9 protein-coding genes are annotated in these 15522 nt (G+C 72.6%); 6 read left to right on the forward strand and 3 right to left on the reverse strand.

The features are described from left to right. From ACH47Z_RS46080 to ACH47Z_RS46095, 4 genes are all read left to right on the forward strand, one after another. Nucleotides 1–5436: type I polyketide synthase (locus tag ACH47Z_RS46080; RefSeq protein ID WP_399086309.1), on the forward strand; the 5436-nt coding region annotated here is incomplete at its 5' end. A gap of 14 nt (nucleotides 5437–5450) precedes the next feature. Further along, nucleotides 5451–6554: an NAD(P)-dependent alcohol dehydrogenase gene (locus tag ACH47Z_RS46085; protein ID WP_399086312.1), complete on the forward strand. Its 1104-nt coding sequence runs from the start codon at nucleotides 5451–5453 to the stop codon at nucleotides 6552–6554. Between the two features lie 68 nt (nucleotides 6555–6622). Further along, nucleotides 6623–8074: an aldehyde dehydrogenase gene (locus ACH47Z_RS46090; protein ID WP_399086315.1), complete on the forward strand. Its 1452-nt coding sequence runs from the start codon at nucleotides 6623–6625 to the stop codon at nucleotides 8072–8074. A 73-nt stretch (nucleotides 8075–8147) separates the two neighbouring features. Then, on the forward strand, nucleotides 8148–8969 hold the full coding sequence (locus ACH47Z_RS46095) for a mycofactocin-coupled SDR family oxidoreductase (protein ID WP_399086318.1): 822 nt from the start codon (nucleotides 8148–8150) through the stop codon (nucleotides 8967–8969). A 73-nt stretch (nucleotides 8970–9042) separates the two neighbouring features. On the opposite strand, the gene ACH47Z_RS46100 is transcribed toward ACH47Z_RS46095, so the two are convergent. From ACH47Z_RS46100 to ACH47Z_RS46110, 3 genes are all read right to left on the reverse strand, one after another. Then, a complete protein-coding gene (locus ACH47Z_RS46100) occupies nucleotides 9043–10572 on the reverse strand; it encodes a flavin-containing monooxygenase (RefSeq protein WP_399086321.1) in 1530 nt (509 codons plus the stop codon). A 117-nt stretch (nucleotides 10573–10689) separates the two neighbouring features. Further along, nucleotides 10690–11883: a cytochrome P450 gene (locus ACH47Z_RS46105; protein ID WP_399086324.1), complete on the reverse strand. Its 1194-nt coding sequence runs from the start codon at nucleotides 11881–11883 to the stop codon at nucleotides 10690–10692. Between the two features lie 64 nt (nucleotides 11884–11947). Further along, on the reverse strand, nucleotides 11948–12958 hold the full coding sequence (locus ACH47Z_RS46110; protein WP_399086327.1) for a hypothetical protein: 1011 nt from the start codon (nucleotides 12956–12958) through the stop codon (nucleotides 11948–11950). Between the two features lie 385 nt (nucleotides 12959–13343). On the opposite strand from ACH47Z_RS46110, the gene ACH47Z_RS46115 reads away from it, so the two are divergent. Both ACH47Z_RS46115 and ACH47Z_RS46120 read left to right on the forward strand, forming a co-directional pair. Next, nucleotides 13344–14276 carry a hypothetical protein gene (locus ACH47Z_RS46115; protein WP_399086330.1) on the forward strand — a complete coding sequence of 311 codons (933 nt, stop codon included), beginning with the start codon at nucleotides 13344–13346 and terminating at the stop codon, nucleotides 14274–14276. A 31-nt stretch (nucleotides 14277–14307) separates the two neighbouring features. Further along, a complete protein-coding gene (locus tag ACH47Z_RS46120) occupies nucleotides 14308–15381 on the forward strand; it encodes an arylcarboxylate reductase (protein ID WP_399086333.1) in 1074 nt (357 codons plus the stop codon). The last annotated feature ends 141 nt before the right edge of the window (nucleotides 15382–15522 follow it).

Consider the following 15522-nt stretch of genomic DNA (forward strand, 5'->3'; position numbering starts at 1 on the left):
TTGCACGAGCTGACGCGCGACCTGGACCTGTCGGTCTTCGCGGTGTTCTCCTCGATGTCCGGCCTGCTGGGCGCTCCGGGGCAGGGCAACTACGCCGCGGGCAACGTGTTCCTCGACGCGCTGATCGCCCGGCGCCGCCACGAGGGGCTGCCCGGCGTCTCGATGGCCTGGGGTCCGTGGACCCCCGAGGTCGGCCTCACCGGCTCGCTCTCGGACGCCGACATGCGGCGCCTGGAGCGTTCGGGCATGCCACCGCTGTCCGTACCCCAGGGCATGCGGCTGTTCGACCAGGCGGTCGCGGCCGACAGGGCGCTGGTGGGCCTCGCCCGGGTCGACGCCGCCGTCCTCCGCGCCCAGCCCGACCTGCCCGTCATGCTCCGCGCGCTCGTCGGCGGCCGGGCGCCCCGCGCCGTGGCCGGACGCCGGCAGCAGCCCGACGGCTTCGCCCAGCGGCTGGCCGGGCTCACCGCCCAGCAGCGCGACCAGCACCTGCTGGCGCTGGTCCGCGACAACGTCGCCGTCGTCCTCGGCCACCAGAGCGGCGAGCAGGTCGAACCCGGCCAGGCCTTCCGCGAGGCCGGTTTCGACTCGCTGACCGCGGTCGAGCTGCGTAACCGGCTCCAGACCGCGACCGGCCTCGCCCTGCCGGCCACGCTGGTCTTCGACTACCCGAACGCTACCCGTCTGGCGGCCTACCTGGCCGAGCGGTTCGGTGACACGGCCGGGACCGCCACGCGGCAGGAGCTGCCCGCGCCGGTGTCGGTGGCCGACGACCCGATCGTGGTCGTGGGCATGGCCTGCCGCTACCCCGGCGGCGTGGAGAGCCCGGCCGACCTGTGGAACCTGGTCACCGCCGGCGGCGACGCGATGACGCCCTTCCCGGCGGACCGCGGCTGGGACGTGGAAGCCCTCTACGACCCGACGGGCACCCGCCCGAACACGGCCGTGGCCAACGAGGGCGGCTTCCTGACCGCCGCCGCGGACTTCGACGCCGGGTTCTTCGGGATCTCCCCGCGGGAAGCCGTCGCGATGGACCCGCAGCAGCGGCTCCTGCTGGAGGTCGTCTGGGAGGCCCTGGAGCGCGCCGGAATCGACCCGGCCGCCCTCTCCGGCACCCCCGCCGGCGTCTTCGTCGGCAGCTACCACTCCAGCTACGGCGACCTCGTCGCCCAGGCGGGGGACGCCCAGGCCCAGCTGATGACCGGTGGCGCGCAGAGCGTGCTCTCCGGCCGGGTCTCCTACGTCCTCGGCCTGGAGGGCCCGGCCGTCACCGTCGACACCGCGTGCTCGTCCTCGCTGGTCGCGATGCACCTGGCGAGCCAGTCCCTGCGCTCAGGGGAGAGCACCCTCGCGCTGGCGGGCGGTGTCACCGTGATGGCCACGCCGGGCACATTCGTGGAGTTCAGCCGCCAGGGCGGGCTCGCCGGCGACGGCCGCTGCAAGGCGTTCGCCGAGGCGGCCGACGGCACCGGGTTCGGCGAGGGCGCCGGCGTCATGGTGCTGGAGCGTCTCTCGGACGCCCGCCGCAACGGCCACCCGGTCCTCGCGGTCCTGCGGTCCAGCGCGGTCAACCAGGACGGCGCGTCCAACGGCCTGACCGCCCCCAACGGCCCGTCCCAGCAGCGGGTCATCCGCCAGGCACTGGCCGCGGGCGGGCTCGCCCCGGCCGACGTCGACGCCGTGGAGGCCCACGGCACCGGCACGATGCTGGGCGACCCGATCGAGGCCCAGGCGCTGCTGGCCACCTACGGCCAGGACCGCCCCGAGGACCGGCCGCTGTGGCTCGGCACGGTGAAGTCCAACATCGGCCACACCCAGGCCGCCGCGGGCGTCGCCGGGGCGATCAAGATGGTGGAGGCCATCCGCCACGGTGTGCTGCCGCGCACCCTCTACGCCGACGAGCCCACCTCGCACGTGGACTGGGACCAGGGCCGGGTGCGGCTGCTGACCGAGGAGCGGCCCTGGCCCGAGACCGGGCGCCCGCGCCGGGCCGGTGTCTCCTCCTTCGGCATCTCCGGCACCAACGCGCACGTCATCCTCGAGGCCGCGCCCGACCTCGGCACCGAGCCCGAGCCGGAGACCGAGGCCGCCGACGGCGGCGCCGAGACGGTGTGGGTGGTCTCGGGCCGGTCCGAGCGGGCACTGGCCGCGCAGGCCGGACGGCTGCTGTCCGCGGTGGACACTCAGGATCCCGCGAACGTGGGTTCGGCGCTGCTGAACACCCGGTCGCTGTTCGAGCACCGGGCGGTCGTCGTCGGCGCGGACCGCGACGGGCTCACCGCCGGACTGCGCGCGCTCGCCGCCGGGAAACCGGCCGCCAACGTGGTCGACGGGGTGGCCCGTACGCGCCGCGGGGTGGCGGTGCTGTTCACCGGCCAGGGCGCGCAGCGGCTCGGCATGGGCAGGCTGCTCCACCAGCAGGCGCCGGTGTTCGCCGCCGCCTTCGACGAGGTGGCCGACGAGCTCGACCGCCACCTGGAGACCCCGCTGCGGGACGTCGTCTGGGGCGAGGACCAGGAGGTGCTGGACCGGACCGAATGGACGCAGCCGGCGCTGTTCGCGATCGAGGTCGCGCTGTTCCGGACGCTCACGTCCTGGGGTGTCGAGCCGGACTACCTGCTCGGGCACTCGATCGGCGAGGTGGCGGCCGCCCACGTGGCCGGGGTGTTCTCGCTCCCGGACGCGTGCCGGCTGGTCGCCGCCCGGTCCCGCCTGATGCAGGCGCTGCCGGCCGGGGGGGCGATGGCCGCCGTCGCCGCGACCGAGGAGGAGGTGACCGCCCAGCTCACCGACGGGGTGTCCATCGCGGCGGTCAACGCCGCCGAGTCGGTCGTCGTCGCCGGTCCCGAGGACGGCGTGACCGCGGTGAAGGAGCATTTCGCCGCGCTGGGCCGGCGGACCCGGCGGCTGCGCGTGTCGCACGCCTTCCACTCCGCCCTGATGGACCCGATGCTGGAGGCCTTCGCGGCGGAGCTGGAGCAGCTGGCCTTCGCCGAGCCGGCGATCCCCGTCGTGTCGAACGTGAACGGCGAGCCGGCGGACATGGCGAACCCGAAGTACTGGGTGGAGCAGGTCCGCTCCACGGTCCGGTTCGCCGACGGGCTGGCGTGGCTGGCCGAGCAGGGCGTGGACACCTTCGTGGAGGCGGGCCCGGACGCGGTGCTGTCCGGCCTGGTGGAGCTGAACGGCCTGTCGGAGGCCACCGCGGTGGCCCTCCAGCGCGGCGACCGCACCGGCCGCCCGGTCCTGCTGCACGCCCTGGCGCAGCTGTACGTACGGGGCGTGGCCGTCGACTGGGCCCCGCTGTTCGCCGGGCGCGGGACGCGGCGGGTGGACCTGCCGACGTACGCGTTCCAGCGGCGCCGCTACTGGCCGCAGGTGGCGCAGCAGCGGACGACGGGCCGCGACCCGGTGGACGCCCTGTTCTGGGAGTCCGTCGAGGGCGGCGCCGGAGAGCTGGCCCGCTCGCTCGGCGTCGCGGACGACGCGCTGTCGGACGTCGTCCCGGCCCTGCTGCGCTGGCGCGAGCGGCGGCTCCGGGAGGCGGTGGCCGACGACTGGTGCTACCGCCAGCAGTGGGTGTCCGTCGACGGCGTCCGCCCGGACCCGGCCACGCCGCGGCGCTGGCTGGCGATCGTCCCCGAGGGCGACGACCCCTGGACCGCCGCCGTACTGGAGGCGCTGGGCCCGGACGTGTCCATCCTCACCGCCGAGGAGGCCGGCGCCGCACAGCTGGCGCGGGCCGGGGCCGACCGCACCGGCGTGGTGTCACTGGCCGCGGACGGCGAGGCCGGTGTCACGGCGACGCTGCGTCTGGTGCAGGAGCTGCGGCGCGCGGAGCTGACTGCCCCGCTGTGGGTCGTCACCCGCGCGGCGGTCGCGGCCCGCCCCGGCGAGCGGGTGGAGACCGTGTGGCAGGGCGGCGTCTGGGGCCTCGGCCGCGTCGCGGCCCTGGAACTGCCCGGCCTGTGGGGCGGCCTCGTCGACCTGCCCGACGACGCCGACCCGGCGGCGCTCGGGCGGCTGGCGGGCGTGGTGTCGGGAGGCCACGGCGAGGACCAGCTCGCGGTGCGCGCCTCCGGCGTGCTGGCCCGCCGCCTGGTGCGCGCGCCCGGCCGCGGCACGAACGAGCCGTGGAGTACGAGCGGTACGGCCCTGGTCACCGGCGGCACCGGCGGCCTGGGCGGCTACGTGGCCCGGTGGCTGGTCGAGCGGGGCGCGGAGCACGTGGTGCTGACGTCCCGGCGCGGCCCCGACGCCCCGGGCGCGGGCGAGCTCCAAGCCGAGCTGGAGTCCGCGGGGGCCAGGGTCAGCGTGATCGCGGGCGACGTCGCCGACCGGGCGACGATGACCGGGATCCTCGCCGGCCTCCCCGCCGACCTGCCGCTGCGGTCGGTGTTCCACACCGCGGGCGTCCTGCACGAGCCGCTGCCCGTCGAGGAGCTTCCGGTGGCGACGCTGCACGCCGGCCTCGGGGCGAAGGTCGGCGGCGCGTTGCTGCTGGACGAGCTGACCGAGGGCATGGAGCTGGACGCGTTCGTCCTGTTCTCCTCCGGCGCCGCCTCGTGGGGCGGCAGCGGCCAGGGCGGTTACGCGGCGGGCAACGCCTGCCTCGACAGCCTGGCCGAGTACCGGCGGGCGCGGGGCCGGACCGCCACCTCGATCGCCTGGGGCACCTGGGCCGAGGCCGGTATGGCCGCGGCCAACACCGAGGAGCACGACTACCTGGTGCGGCTGGGTGTGCTGCCGATGCAGCCCGAGCCGGCCATCGCCGCCATGCAGCGTGTCCTGGAGGACGACGCGACCACGGTCACCGTCTCCGACATGGACTGGGCGAAGTTCGTGCCCGCGTTCTCGCTCGCCCGGCCGAGCCGGCTGTTCACCCTGCTGCAGGGGGCCGGTCCGGCCGTGGCCGAGCCCGAGGCCGACGGCGACGCCACCGCGTTCGCCGAGCGGCTGGCGGCGCTGCCCGCGGCCGAGCGGCGCGAACACCTCACCGCCCTCGTCCAGGACCACGCCGCCGCCGTACTGGGCCACGGCAGCGGCGACGAGCTCGACCCCGAGACGGCCTTCCGGGACGCCGGGTTCGACTCGCTGACCGCGGTCGAGCTGCGCAACCGGCTCCAGGCGCTGACCGGGCTCACCCTGCCCGCGACGCTCGTCTTCGACTACCCCAACCCACTCAAGCTCGCCGCCCTGCTGGACGAGATGGCGGGCGGCACCGCCGGGGAGGGCGAGGAGGAGGAACTGCGCCGCAAGCTGGCCTCCGTCCCGCCGGCCAGGCTCCGGGACGCCGGCCTGCTCGACGCCGTACTGGCCCTGGCCGAGGACGGGGGCCAGGAGCCCGGGGCGGCCGACGGGGGCGGCGAGCCGGACGAGACCGACCTGTTGACCGCCGACGCCGACGACCTCGTCCGCATCGCGCTCGGATCCTGAAGGAGCCGTACGACATGAAGATCACCGCAGCAGTGCTCGACAAAACAGGGGAGCCGTTCGCCCTGAAGGAGGTCGAGCTGGTCGACCCCGGCCAGGACGAGGTGCTGGTCGAGCTGCACGCCACCGGCCTGTGCCACACCGACGTGGCCGTCCAGCACGGGGCCACCCCCTTCCCGCTGCCCGGCGTGCTGGGCCACGAGGGGAGCGGCGTCGTGCGCGCCGTGGGCCCTGGCGTGACCGGTCTCGCGGCCGGCGACCACGTGGCCCTGTCGTTCAGCAGTTGCGGCGCGTGCGGCAACTGCCGGGACGGCGTGCCCTCCTACTGCGACACCTTCGTCGCCCGGAACTTCATGGGCGCCCGTATCGACGGCACCCGGCCGCTGTCGCTGGACGGCGAGGGGCTCGGCTCGAACTTCTTCGGCCAGTCGAGCTTCGCCTCGCACGCCGTGGCGCACGTACGGTCCGTGGTGAAGATCCCCGCCGAGGTACCGCTCGCCCTGGCCGCGCCCCTGGGCTGCGGCATACAGACCGGCGCCGGGGCGGTGCTCACGTCGCTGCGGGTCGCGGAGGGCAGCTCGGTGCTGGTCCTCGGCGGCGGCTCGGTCGGCCTGAGCGCCGTGATGGGCGCCGTGCTCGCCGGTGCGGAGACCATCATCGTGGTGGAGCCGCTGGAGTCGCGGCGGCTGGTCGCCAAGGACCTCGGCGCGACCCACGTCCTGGACCCGGAGGCCGGGAAGCTCACCGAGCAGATCCGCGGGATCGTGCCCCAGGGCGTGCGGTACGCCGTGGACACCACCGCCAAGCCCGCCGTGCTCGCCGAGGTCGTCCCGGCCATGACCAAGCGGGGCAGCATCGCCCTGCTCGGCATTCCCTCCGAGCCCACCGCCGTGCTGCCGCTGAGCCTCGGCCTGAGCCAGATCCTCGGGCTGACGGTGGTCGGGGTCGTCGAGGGCGACAGCGACCCGCACACCTTCATCCCCTGGCTGCTCGACCAGTACCTCCAGGGCCGGTTCCCGATCGACCGCCTCGTCACCACGGTGCCGTTCGCCGACATCAACGAGGCGGTCACCACGCAGACGCGCGGGGACGCGATCAAGGTGGTGCTCACGCATCCGTGAGCCGGGCCCGCCCGGCGCGCACCAGGTGGCAGTTTCCGATCGAGAACAGGCGAGGACAGGCAGGCCGCATGGCAATCGACTACAACGACCTCTACATCGGCGGTGAGTGGGTCGCGCCGAAGACGGAGCACCGCATCCAGGTGCACGCCGCGGGCACGGAGGAACTCGTCGGCAGCGTGCCGCAGGCGCACCCGGCGGACGTGGACGCGGCCGTCGCCGCGGCCCGCGCTGCCTTCGACGACCCGGCCGGGTGGCGTCACTGGACGCCGGAGGCGCGCGCCGAGGCGCTGAACCGGTTCGCGGCGGTCCTCCAGGACCACGCCCCCGAGATCGCCCGGCGGGTCAGCCTCCAGAACGGCATGCCGATCAGCCTGGCCGGTCTGCTGGAGGGTACGGCACCGTCGGCGCTGCTGCGCTACTACGCCGGGGTGGCCGCCGCGAAGGCGGGCGACGACCGCAGGCCCGGCCTGTTCGGCGGCCACGCGGTCGTCGTCCCCGAGCCGGTGGGCGTGGTCGCGGCGATCGTCCCGTGGAACGTGCCCCAGGGGATCACCTTCATGAAGCTCGCCCCAGCCCTGGCCGCGGGGTGCCCGGTGGTGCTCAAGCCGTCCCCGGAGACGGTGCTCGACGCGTTCCACGTGGCCGAGGCCGCCGCCGCGGCCGGGCTGCCGGCCGGGCTGATCAACATCGTCCCCGGCGGGGCGGAGACCGGCCGCTACCTGGTCGGCCACCCCGGCGTGGACAAGGTGTCCTTCACCGGCTCGACCGCCGTCGGCCGGACGATCGCGGAGACCTGCGGCCGGCTGCTGCGGCCCGTCTCGCTGGAACTGGGCGGCAAGTCCGCCGCGGTCGTGCTGGACGACGCCGACCTCAGCGGGCTGATGGACCGGTTCTTCCGGGCCACGCTGCTGAACAACGGCCAGGTCTGCTGGCTGGGCACCAGGATCCTGGCGCCTCGCTCCCGGTACGCCGAACTGGTCGACGCCGTCACCGAGATGGCGCGCTCGCTCAAGGTCGGCGACCCGCTCGACCCCGCGACCCAGCTGGGCCCGCTGGTCTCCGAGCGGCAGCGGGACCGGGTGGAGTCCTACATCGCCAAGGGCGTCAGCGACGGCGCCCGGCTCACCGTCGGCGGCGGCCGCCCCGGGTGGGCGGACCGCGGCTGGTACGTCGACGCGACCGTCTTCGCCGACGTGGACAACAAGTCCGCGATCGCCCAGGAGGAGATCTTCGGGCCGGTGCTCTCGGTCATCCCCTACACCGACGAGGAGGAGGCCCTGGCGCTCGCCAACGACAGCGACTACGGCCTCGGCGGCTCGGTGTGGACCACCGACGCCGAGCGCGGCCTGGCCTTCGCCCGCCGCGTACAGACCGGCTCGGTCGGGGTCAACAGCTACGCGAACGACCCGGTCGCCCCCTTCGGCGGCCGGAAGGCGAGCGGGCTCGGCTACGAGCTGGGCCCCGAAGGGCTCGCCCAGTACCAGGTCCTGAAGTCGATCTATGTCGACCAGCAGGTCTGAGAGGCGCCCGGTGCCCCTCTGGACGGCACCCCGCGGCCACCACATACGTAGTGAGAAATGGAGTGGACGATAAATGACCGGACGACTCGACGGCAAAGTCGCCATGATCACGGGTGCCGCCCGTGGCCAGGGCCGTGGCCACGCTCTGCGGCTCGCCGAGGAAGGTGCGGACCTGATCCTGGTGGACATCTGCCAGAACATCGACACCCTGGCCTACTCCCTCGGCTCCGAGGACGAGCTCGCCGAGACCGCCGCCCAGGTGGAGAAGCTGGGCCGCCGCGTGGTGACGGCGCAGGCCGACACGCGGGACGCGGAGGCGCTGCGGGAGACCGTCGAACGCGGCACCTCCGAGCTGGGCGGCCTGGACATCCTCATCGCCAACGCCGGCGTGGGCATGGCGCACCCCTCGACCAGCCAGGAGCAGGCGTTCCGCGACCAGCTGGAGATCAACTGCATCGGCGCCTGGAACACCGTGCACGCCGCGGCGCCGAAGATCATCGAAGGCGGCAAGGGCGGCTCCGTCGTCGTCGTCAGCTCCGTGATGGGTCTCAGCGGCAAGATCGGCAGCCCGACCGGCGGTGCCGAGGGCTACGTCGCCGCCAAGCACGCGCTGCTGGGCCTGTCCCGGGCGTGGGCCCGGTGGCTCGGCCCGCACAACATCCGGGTCAACTCGATCCACACCAGCGGTGTGCGCACCCCGCTGCTCGTCAACGACGCGGTCAAGCAGGTGCACACCAAGCCCCCGACGACCGGTGCCGAGGTGGGCCACATCCTCGACGTGACGATGCTGGACGTCAGCGACGTCACCGGCGCGGTGGCCTGGCTGGTCTCGGACGAGGCGCGCTACGTCACGGGTGTCGCGCTGCCGATCGACGCCGGCTTCACCACCCCGTAACACCCGCATGGCGAACGGCCCGCCGAGCACCTGAGTGCTCGGCGGGCCGTTCGCCGTGTGACGCGGAGGTTGGTCAGGACCGCGCCTCCGCCTCCGCGTTCTCGGAGCCGGAGTTGAAATCGGCAGCGGCGGCCACGGCCCCGGTGGGCGCCGCAGCGAACTCCACACCGTCGTCGACCGGGCCGCGCCGCAGCAGCCGCACGTCCTGCCGGTAGTTCTGTTCCAGGGTCCACGGGGCCCGCGTGCCCCGCTTGGGCATCAGGTCCGCGCCCCGCAGGACGTAGCCGGACTGAAGGTCCATGATCGGCAGCACCGGGTCCCCGGCGGGCGGGGCCAGCGGCCGGACCACGGCGTGGCCGCGGTCGGCCATGTGCTTCAGCAGCCGACTGACGTACTGGGCGACGAGATCGGCCTTGAGCGTCCACGAGCTGTTGGTGTAGCCGAGCGTCCAGGCGAAGTTCGGCACGCCGGAGAGCATCATGCCCTTGTAGGCGACCGTCTCGCCGGGGTCGACGGGCCGGCCGGCCACGCTGAGGCGGATGCCGCCGAGGGGCAGCAGGTTCAGCCCGGTCGCCGTGACGACCACGTCCGCCGGAAGTTCCGCGCCCGACCGCAGCCGGATCCCCTCCGGGGTGAAGGACTCCACGTGGTCGGTCACCACCGAGGCCCGGCCGGAGCTGATCGCCCGGAACAGGTCCCCGTCGGGGACGTAGCACACCCGCTGGTCCCACGGGTCGTATCGGGGGGTGAAGTGGGTGCCGATGTCGTAGCCGTCCGGGAGCTGCTTGGCGACGCCCTTGCGCAGCATCGCCTTCACCCGCTCCGGGCGCTTGCGGCTGAGCCGGTAGAAGCCGAGCGCCAGCGTCGCGTTCTTCCACCGGATGGCGGCGAGCGCGGCGCGTTCGGGCAGCACCCGGCGCAGCGCGTCGGCGATGCCGTCCCGGGAGGGCAGCGACATGACGTAGGCGGGCGAGCGCTGCAACATCGTCACGTGCGCGGCGCGCTCGGCCATCGCGGGCACGAGGGTCACCGCCGTGGCGCCGCTGCCGATGACGACGACACGCTTGCCCGTGTAGTCCAGGTCCTCGGGCCAGTGCTGGGGGTGGACGAGCTCGCCCTCGAACCGCTCGGCGTCCTCGAACCGCGGGCGGTGGCCCTCGTCGTAGCGGTAGTAGCCCGCGCACAGGTAGAGGAAGGAACAGGTCAGCGTCACCGTCTCGGCCGCGCTCTCCGCGCCGCGCTCGACCTGGACGGTCCAGCGGGCCTGCGCCTCGTCCCAGTCGGCGCTCACCACGCGGTGCCGGAACCGTATGGCGTCCAGCAGGTCGTACTCCCGGGCGGTCTCCCGTATGTAGGACAGGATGCTCGCCCCGTCGGCGATGGCCTTCGGGTCCTTCCACGGGCGCATCCGGTACCCGAGGGTGTGCATGTCCGAGTCGGACCGCACACCCGGATAGCGGAACAGGTCCCACGTTCCGCCGATGGCGTCCCGGGCCTCCAGGATCGCCAGTGTGCGCTCCGGGCAGGTGCGGCGCAGGTGACCCGCGGCCCCGATCCCGGACAGGCCGGCCCCGACCACGAGGACATCGACGTGCTCAACCATGGGGTTTCCCCTTCACCTCGGCCGATCGGACACTCGCGGACGCCGGGCCCGGGATCGGACCGTACGGTCCGGCGCTCCTGGGAACCCGGCGCCCGCGGCGCTCCGTGTCGGGCAACGTCACCATCCGACCGGCATGGATCGGGGACCGCGGACCATCATCTCGCTCTTCCAGGCGATGTCGCCCGCCACCCGGAGGGTGGGCAGCCGCTCCAGGAGGGCGCGCAGGGCCTCCTGGAGCTCCAGCCGCGCGAGCGGCGCGCCGAGGCAGTGGTGGATGCCGTAACCGAAACCGATGTGGTGGTTGCTCGTCCGGTCGAGGATGATCTCCTCGGGGTTCTCGAACCGGAGCCCGTCGCGGTTGGCGGCCCCGAGCGCGACGAGAACCGGCTCGCCGGCGCGCACGAGCGTGCCGCCGACCTCGACGTCCTCCTTGGCGTAGCGCGGGGCGGCCGAACCGCTGCCCAGCGGCACGAAGCGGAACAGCTCCTCGACGGCCGACGGGATCAGCTCGGGGTCGTTGAGCAGCCGCTGCCAGTGCTCCCTCTGGTCCAGCAGGGCGAAGACGAAGCTGGGTATCTGGGAGGCGGTGGTCTCGTGCCCGGCGATCAGCAGGCCGACGCAGTGGTCGAGCAGTTCCTGCTCGGTCAGTTGGTCCTGCACGTCGCGGGCCTCGATCATGCCCGAGATGAGGTCGTCGGCCGGCTCCGCGCGGCGGGCCGCGATGATCTCGCGTATGTAGCCGACCAGCTCCATCCGCTTGGCGCGGCCCTCCTCGGCGCTGAGCGAGCTGGTCGACAGGATGGCGTCGGTCCAGCCGCCGAACCTGTCCCGGTCCTCGAAGGGGACGCCGAGCAGTTCGCAGATGACGGTCGTCGGGATGGGCAGCGCGTAGTCCGCGACCAGGTCCGCCGGCTCGCCCTTGGCCACCATGTCGTCGATGAGCTTGTGGGCCAGGTCGTGGACCTTCGGCCGCAGCTCCTCCACCCGGCGGATGGTGAACGCCTTGCTGATCAGCCGGCGCAGCCGGGTGTGGTCGGGCGCGTCCATGTTGAACATGGCCTTCGGCTGGGCGTTGAACTTCCGCGCCCGCGGCGGGTCGTGCTCCTCGGCCAGGGCGCGGCTGAAGCGCGAGTCGCCGAGGACGAGCCGGGCGTCGGCGTAGCGCGTCGCCAGCCAGGCGGGCTCGCCGTAGGGGAGACGCACGCGGATCAGGCCCTCGGTGTCCCGCGCCTTGGTGTACGCCTCGCTCAGCGCGAGGCCCTCGTCAGGGCCGAACGGGTAGGAGAGCGGCTCCGGATATGCCGTGTTCAAAGATCGCTCCTAAGCGGGGAAACAGGTCGGAGGAGGTGCCGGCCGACGGGCCGGACGCCGGGTGTCAGAGCTGTTCGAGGTCGACGACGGACACGATGTTGGCGCCGTAGTTCGCGATGTAGGCCCGGCGTCCGTCGGCGGAGACGGCGATGCCCGCGGGCGTGCGCTCGACGGGGACCGTCTTGAGGACCGTCCGCGTGGCGGTGTCGATCACGGACATGGTCCGGCCCGGGGCCTTGTTGCCGCCCATGTTGACGACGTAGGCCCGGGACCCGTCGGGGGCGATCGCCACCCCGCCGGGGCCGGAGCCGACCGTGATGACGGACGCCACAGTCCGCGTGCGGGTGTCGATCACCGAGACGGTGTTCCCGGGATCGCTGAACGAACCGTGGTCGGCGACATAGGCGTAGGCACCGTCCGGGGTGATGGCGACGGCGCCGGGGGACTTGCCGACGGTGACGGTGGCGGCCACCTTGTTCGTCGCGATGTCGATGACCGAGACGGTGCCCTCGGTGTCGGTCTCCCGGCCGTAGTTGACCACGTAGGCGTGGCCGCCCTTCTCGTGGATCGCCACCGCGCCCGGGGCCGCGCCCACGTCGACGGTGTCGACCACCTCGTCGGTGGCGGTGTCGATGACCGACATGGTGTTGCCCGGGTTGGCCTCGGAGCCGAGCTCGGAGATGTAGACCCGCCGGCCGTCGGGGGTGACCGCCACGCCGTCGGGGGAGTTGCCGACCTCGATGGTGGCGGTGACGGTGTTCGTCGCGGTGTCGATGACCGAGACCGTGTTGCCCGGCTCCTTGCCGGACCCGTAGTTGACGACATAGACGCGGGAGCCGTCGGGCACGACCTCCAGCGCGGTGGGACCGACGCCCACTTTCACGGTGGCGACGACCTCGTGGGTGGCGGTGTCGATGACCGACACCGTGTCACCGGGGGAGTGCGTCGCCCACCGGCCGTAGTTCGTCACGTACGCCCGGGTGCCGTCCGGGGTGAGGGCCACCGCGGAGGGCCCCTCGCCCACGGGAATGGTGGCCGCTATGTGCGGTACGTCGATCTGTTCGGTCTCGGTCACGGATGCGCTCTCCTCACGACGACTGCCGGCGCCTGCCCCGGGTAACGGGAGGTTGTCGGGAATATCTCGCGGATTCGACGGATCTGCTTACGCAGCAGAGCTGGCGGGTAGCGGCTGTCGTTGTGGCCGTTGGTTTTCGCCCTCCTGGCGAGTTTCCTCACGTCGAAACCGGTACCGATGCTCGAAGGATCTTAGTCACACCCCCTGGATAAAAGGCGTGGCTATCGCCATTAGGGGCCTCATTAGGGGGCTGCCGTGCGGATTAGGGGCTTCGCTCACGCGCCATAGGACGGCTTAGGGGATTACTAGGGGGGTGTGGCCGCCCTGTCCTTCAGTAGGTTCGCGGCCCGAGAAGCCATGCTGAGATGGGGAGATGGGGAGTAACGTGAAGATCGCATACCTGGTCGATGGTGGTCTGAGCGATCTGCCAGGCGCCGGCGTGGACCTCTACGAGCGGTACCCGCAAGTCCAGGAGATCTACGCGAAGGCCGCCGAGTGGACCGGGCTCACCGTCGACCGGATGCTGCGTTGGGAGCTGGACCGGCAGCAGGAGTACCAGCAGGTCGGCCTGATCCGGCAGGCGTCCATCATCCTCGGCGTCGCCGACCTGCTCGGCGAGCGTGGCGTGCGCCCGGACGTCATCGCCGGCATGAGCCTCGGCTCCCTGGTGGGCGCCTGTCTCGCGGGGGCCGTGGAGCGCCAGGATCTGTTCACCTTCCTGCGCAGGAAGACCGAGGTGCCCCCGCCGACCGGCCCCGCCCAGGGCTGCGCCGGCCTCCTGGTGCCCGTGGACGCCGACGACGAGGAGTACCTGGGCCAGCTGGTCGAGGGCACCTGGGTCGGCGGCGAGCTCGGACTGCGCCGGAACAACACGGTCCGCGGCTTCATGGTCTCCGGTTATGTCGACGCCCTCCTCCAGCTCAAGGACAAGCTGCCGGAGGGGGCGATGCACATGATCCCGGACGTCAACGTGGCCGTGCACGTCCCGCTGTGCGCCGACCAGAACGAATACCTGGAGCCGGTGTGGTCGAAGATGAATTTCCGCGACCCGGAGATTCCGCTGTGCTCCTGCAAGGAGCGCGGGATGCTCACCTCCGCCGAGGACGTGCGGAAATGGTACCTCGGTAACCAGGTCGATAAGGTGAGCCACCCGGACATGTTCCACAACGTGATCCAGAACGATCCGCAGGTCGCGTTTCTTCTCGGCCCGGCCAAGCTCGACATCTACCTCGACGCATTGCCGTGCCCCGTCATTCAGATCGAGAACGACGAGCAACTGGCAGACGCCATGACTGCCCTGTACGAAATGCGGATCTGATCGCTGTCTCCCTCAGAAAGGCGCGCCAGGTATGAAGGAATCACTGGCTCTGGTCGATCAATTCCTGCAGACGGACCTCGACGAGTGGACCCGGCAGGTGGTGCGGCGGCACTTCGACCCCGAAACCGGCAGCCCCTACTGGCTCGAGCGCGCGGCCGAGCTGGACTTCGACCCACGGGAGATCACGCGCTACGACGAGCTGAGCGCGCTCGGCCCGTTCCCGCTGTCCGTGCTGCGCAAGCTCGACCCCGCGGACCTGATTCCCCGGTCCGTGCCGCGGCCGATCGCCGGCCGGGTCTTCGACTCCGGCGGCACCACCGGTGACCCCAAGCGCATCCTGTACACGCCCGCCATGCTCGAGCACCGCCAGGCGTGGCGGCACTGGTCGTTCCACACCGAGGGATTCCGCCCCGACGGGAACTGGATCCAGGGCACCCCCACCGGCCCGCACGTGATCGGCCTCGGGGTCCAGGAACTCTCGGCCTACGGCGGGCGGATGTACATCGTCGACATCGACCCGCGGTGGGTCAAGCGCCTCATCCGCGCCGGCAAGCTCGCCGAGGCCGACGAGTACACCGACCACGTCACCGACCAGATCACCAACATCCTGCACACCCAGCCGATCGACTACCTCAACACGACGTCGGCGCTGCTCAACGCCCTGGTCCGGCGCGCACCGGAACTGGCCGCGAAGCTCAAGGGCGTGCGGGTCAGCGGCACCCACTGCACCCCGGCCATGTTCCGGTCCTTCAAGGAGACCCTGAACGGCGGCAGCGGCGGCATCGTGGGGCGCAGCTACGGCAACACCTTCGGCACGTCCGCCGGTATCCCGGACGAGAAGGACGGCGAGATCCTCCCGTACCTGCCGAACTACCCCAACGTCACCGCCGTCGTGGTCGACAAGGAGGACTGGACCCGCACGGTCGGGTTCGGTGAGCAAGGCCAGGTCATGCTGAACGTCCTGCACCCCGATCTGCTCCTCCCCAACTTCCTCGAGCGCGACCAGGCCATCCGGTACGACACCGGCGACACCTACCCCTGCGACGGGGTCGCCAACGTCATGCCCCTCCAGGTCACCAGGAAGGCGCCGGAAGGCATCTACTGACAGCCGGCCACCCCCGCAGGGGGGGGGCCCCCCCCCCCCCCCCCCCCCCGGGGGGGCCCCCCCCCCCCCCCCCCGCCCCCGGAGGGCGGGGGGCCGCCCCCCCGAAAAAAACAAACACAAGAACCAAGGAGGTGGGGGGTG

The organism is Streptomyces sp. NPDC020192 (assembly GCF_044388685.1).
Taxonomy (GTDB): Bacteria; Actinomycetota; Actinomycetes; order Streptomycetales; family Streptomycetaceae; genus Streptomyces.

Excerpts from the sequence above, each read along its gene's own strand:
- ACH47Z_RS46085 (WP_399086312.1), top strand. The coding sequence starts at position 5,451 with ATGAAGATCACCGCAGCAGTGCTCGACAAAACAGGGGAGCCGTTCGCC.
- ACH47Z_RS46090 (WP_399086315.1), top strand. The coding sequence starts at position 6,623 with ATGGCAATCGACTACAACGACCTCTACATCGGCGGTGAGTGGGTCGCG.
- ACH47Z_RS46095 (WP_399086318.1), top strand. The coding sequence starts at position 8,148 with ATGACCGGACGACTCGACGGCAAAGTCGCCATGATCACGGGTGCCGCC.
- ACH47Z_RS46100 (WP_399086321.1), bottom strand. The coding sequence starts at position 10,572 with ATGGTTGAGCACGTCGATGTCCTCGTGGTCGGGGCCGGCCTGTCCGGG.
- ACH47Z_RS46120 (WP_399086333.1), top strand. The coding sequence starts at position 14,308 with ATGAAGGAATCACTGGCTCTGGTCGATCAATTCCTGCAGACGGACCTC.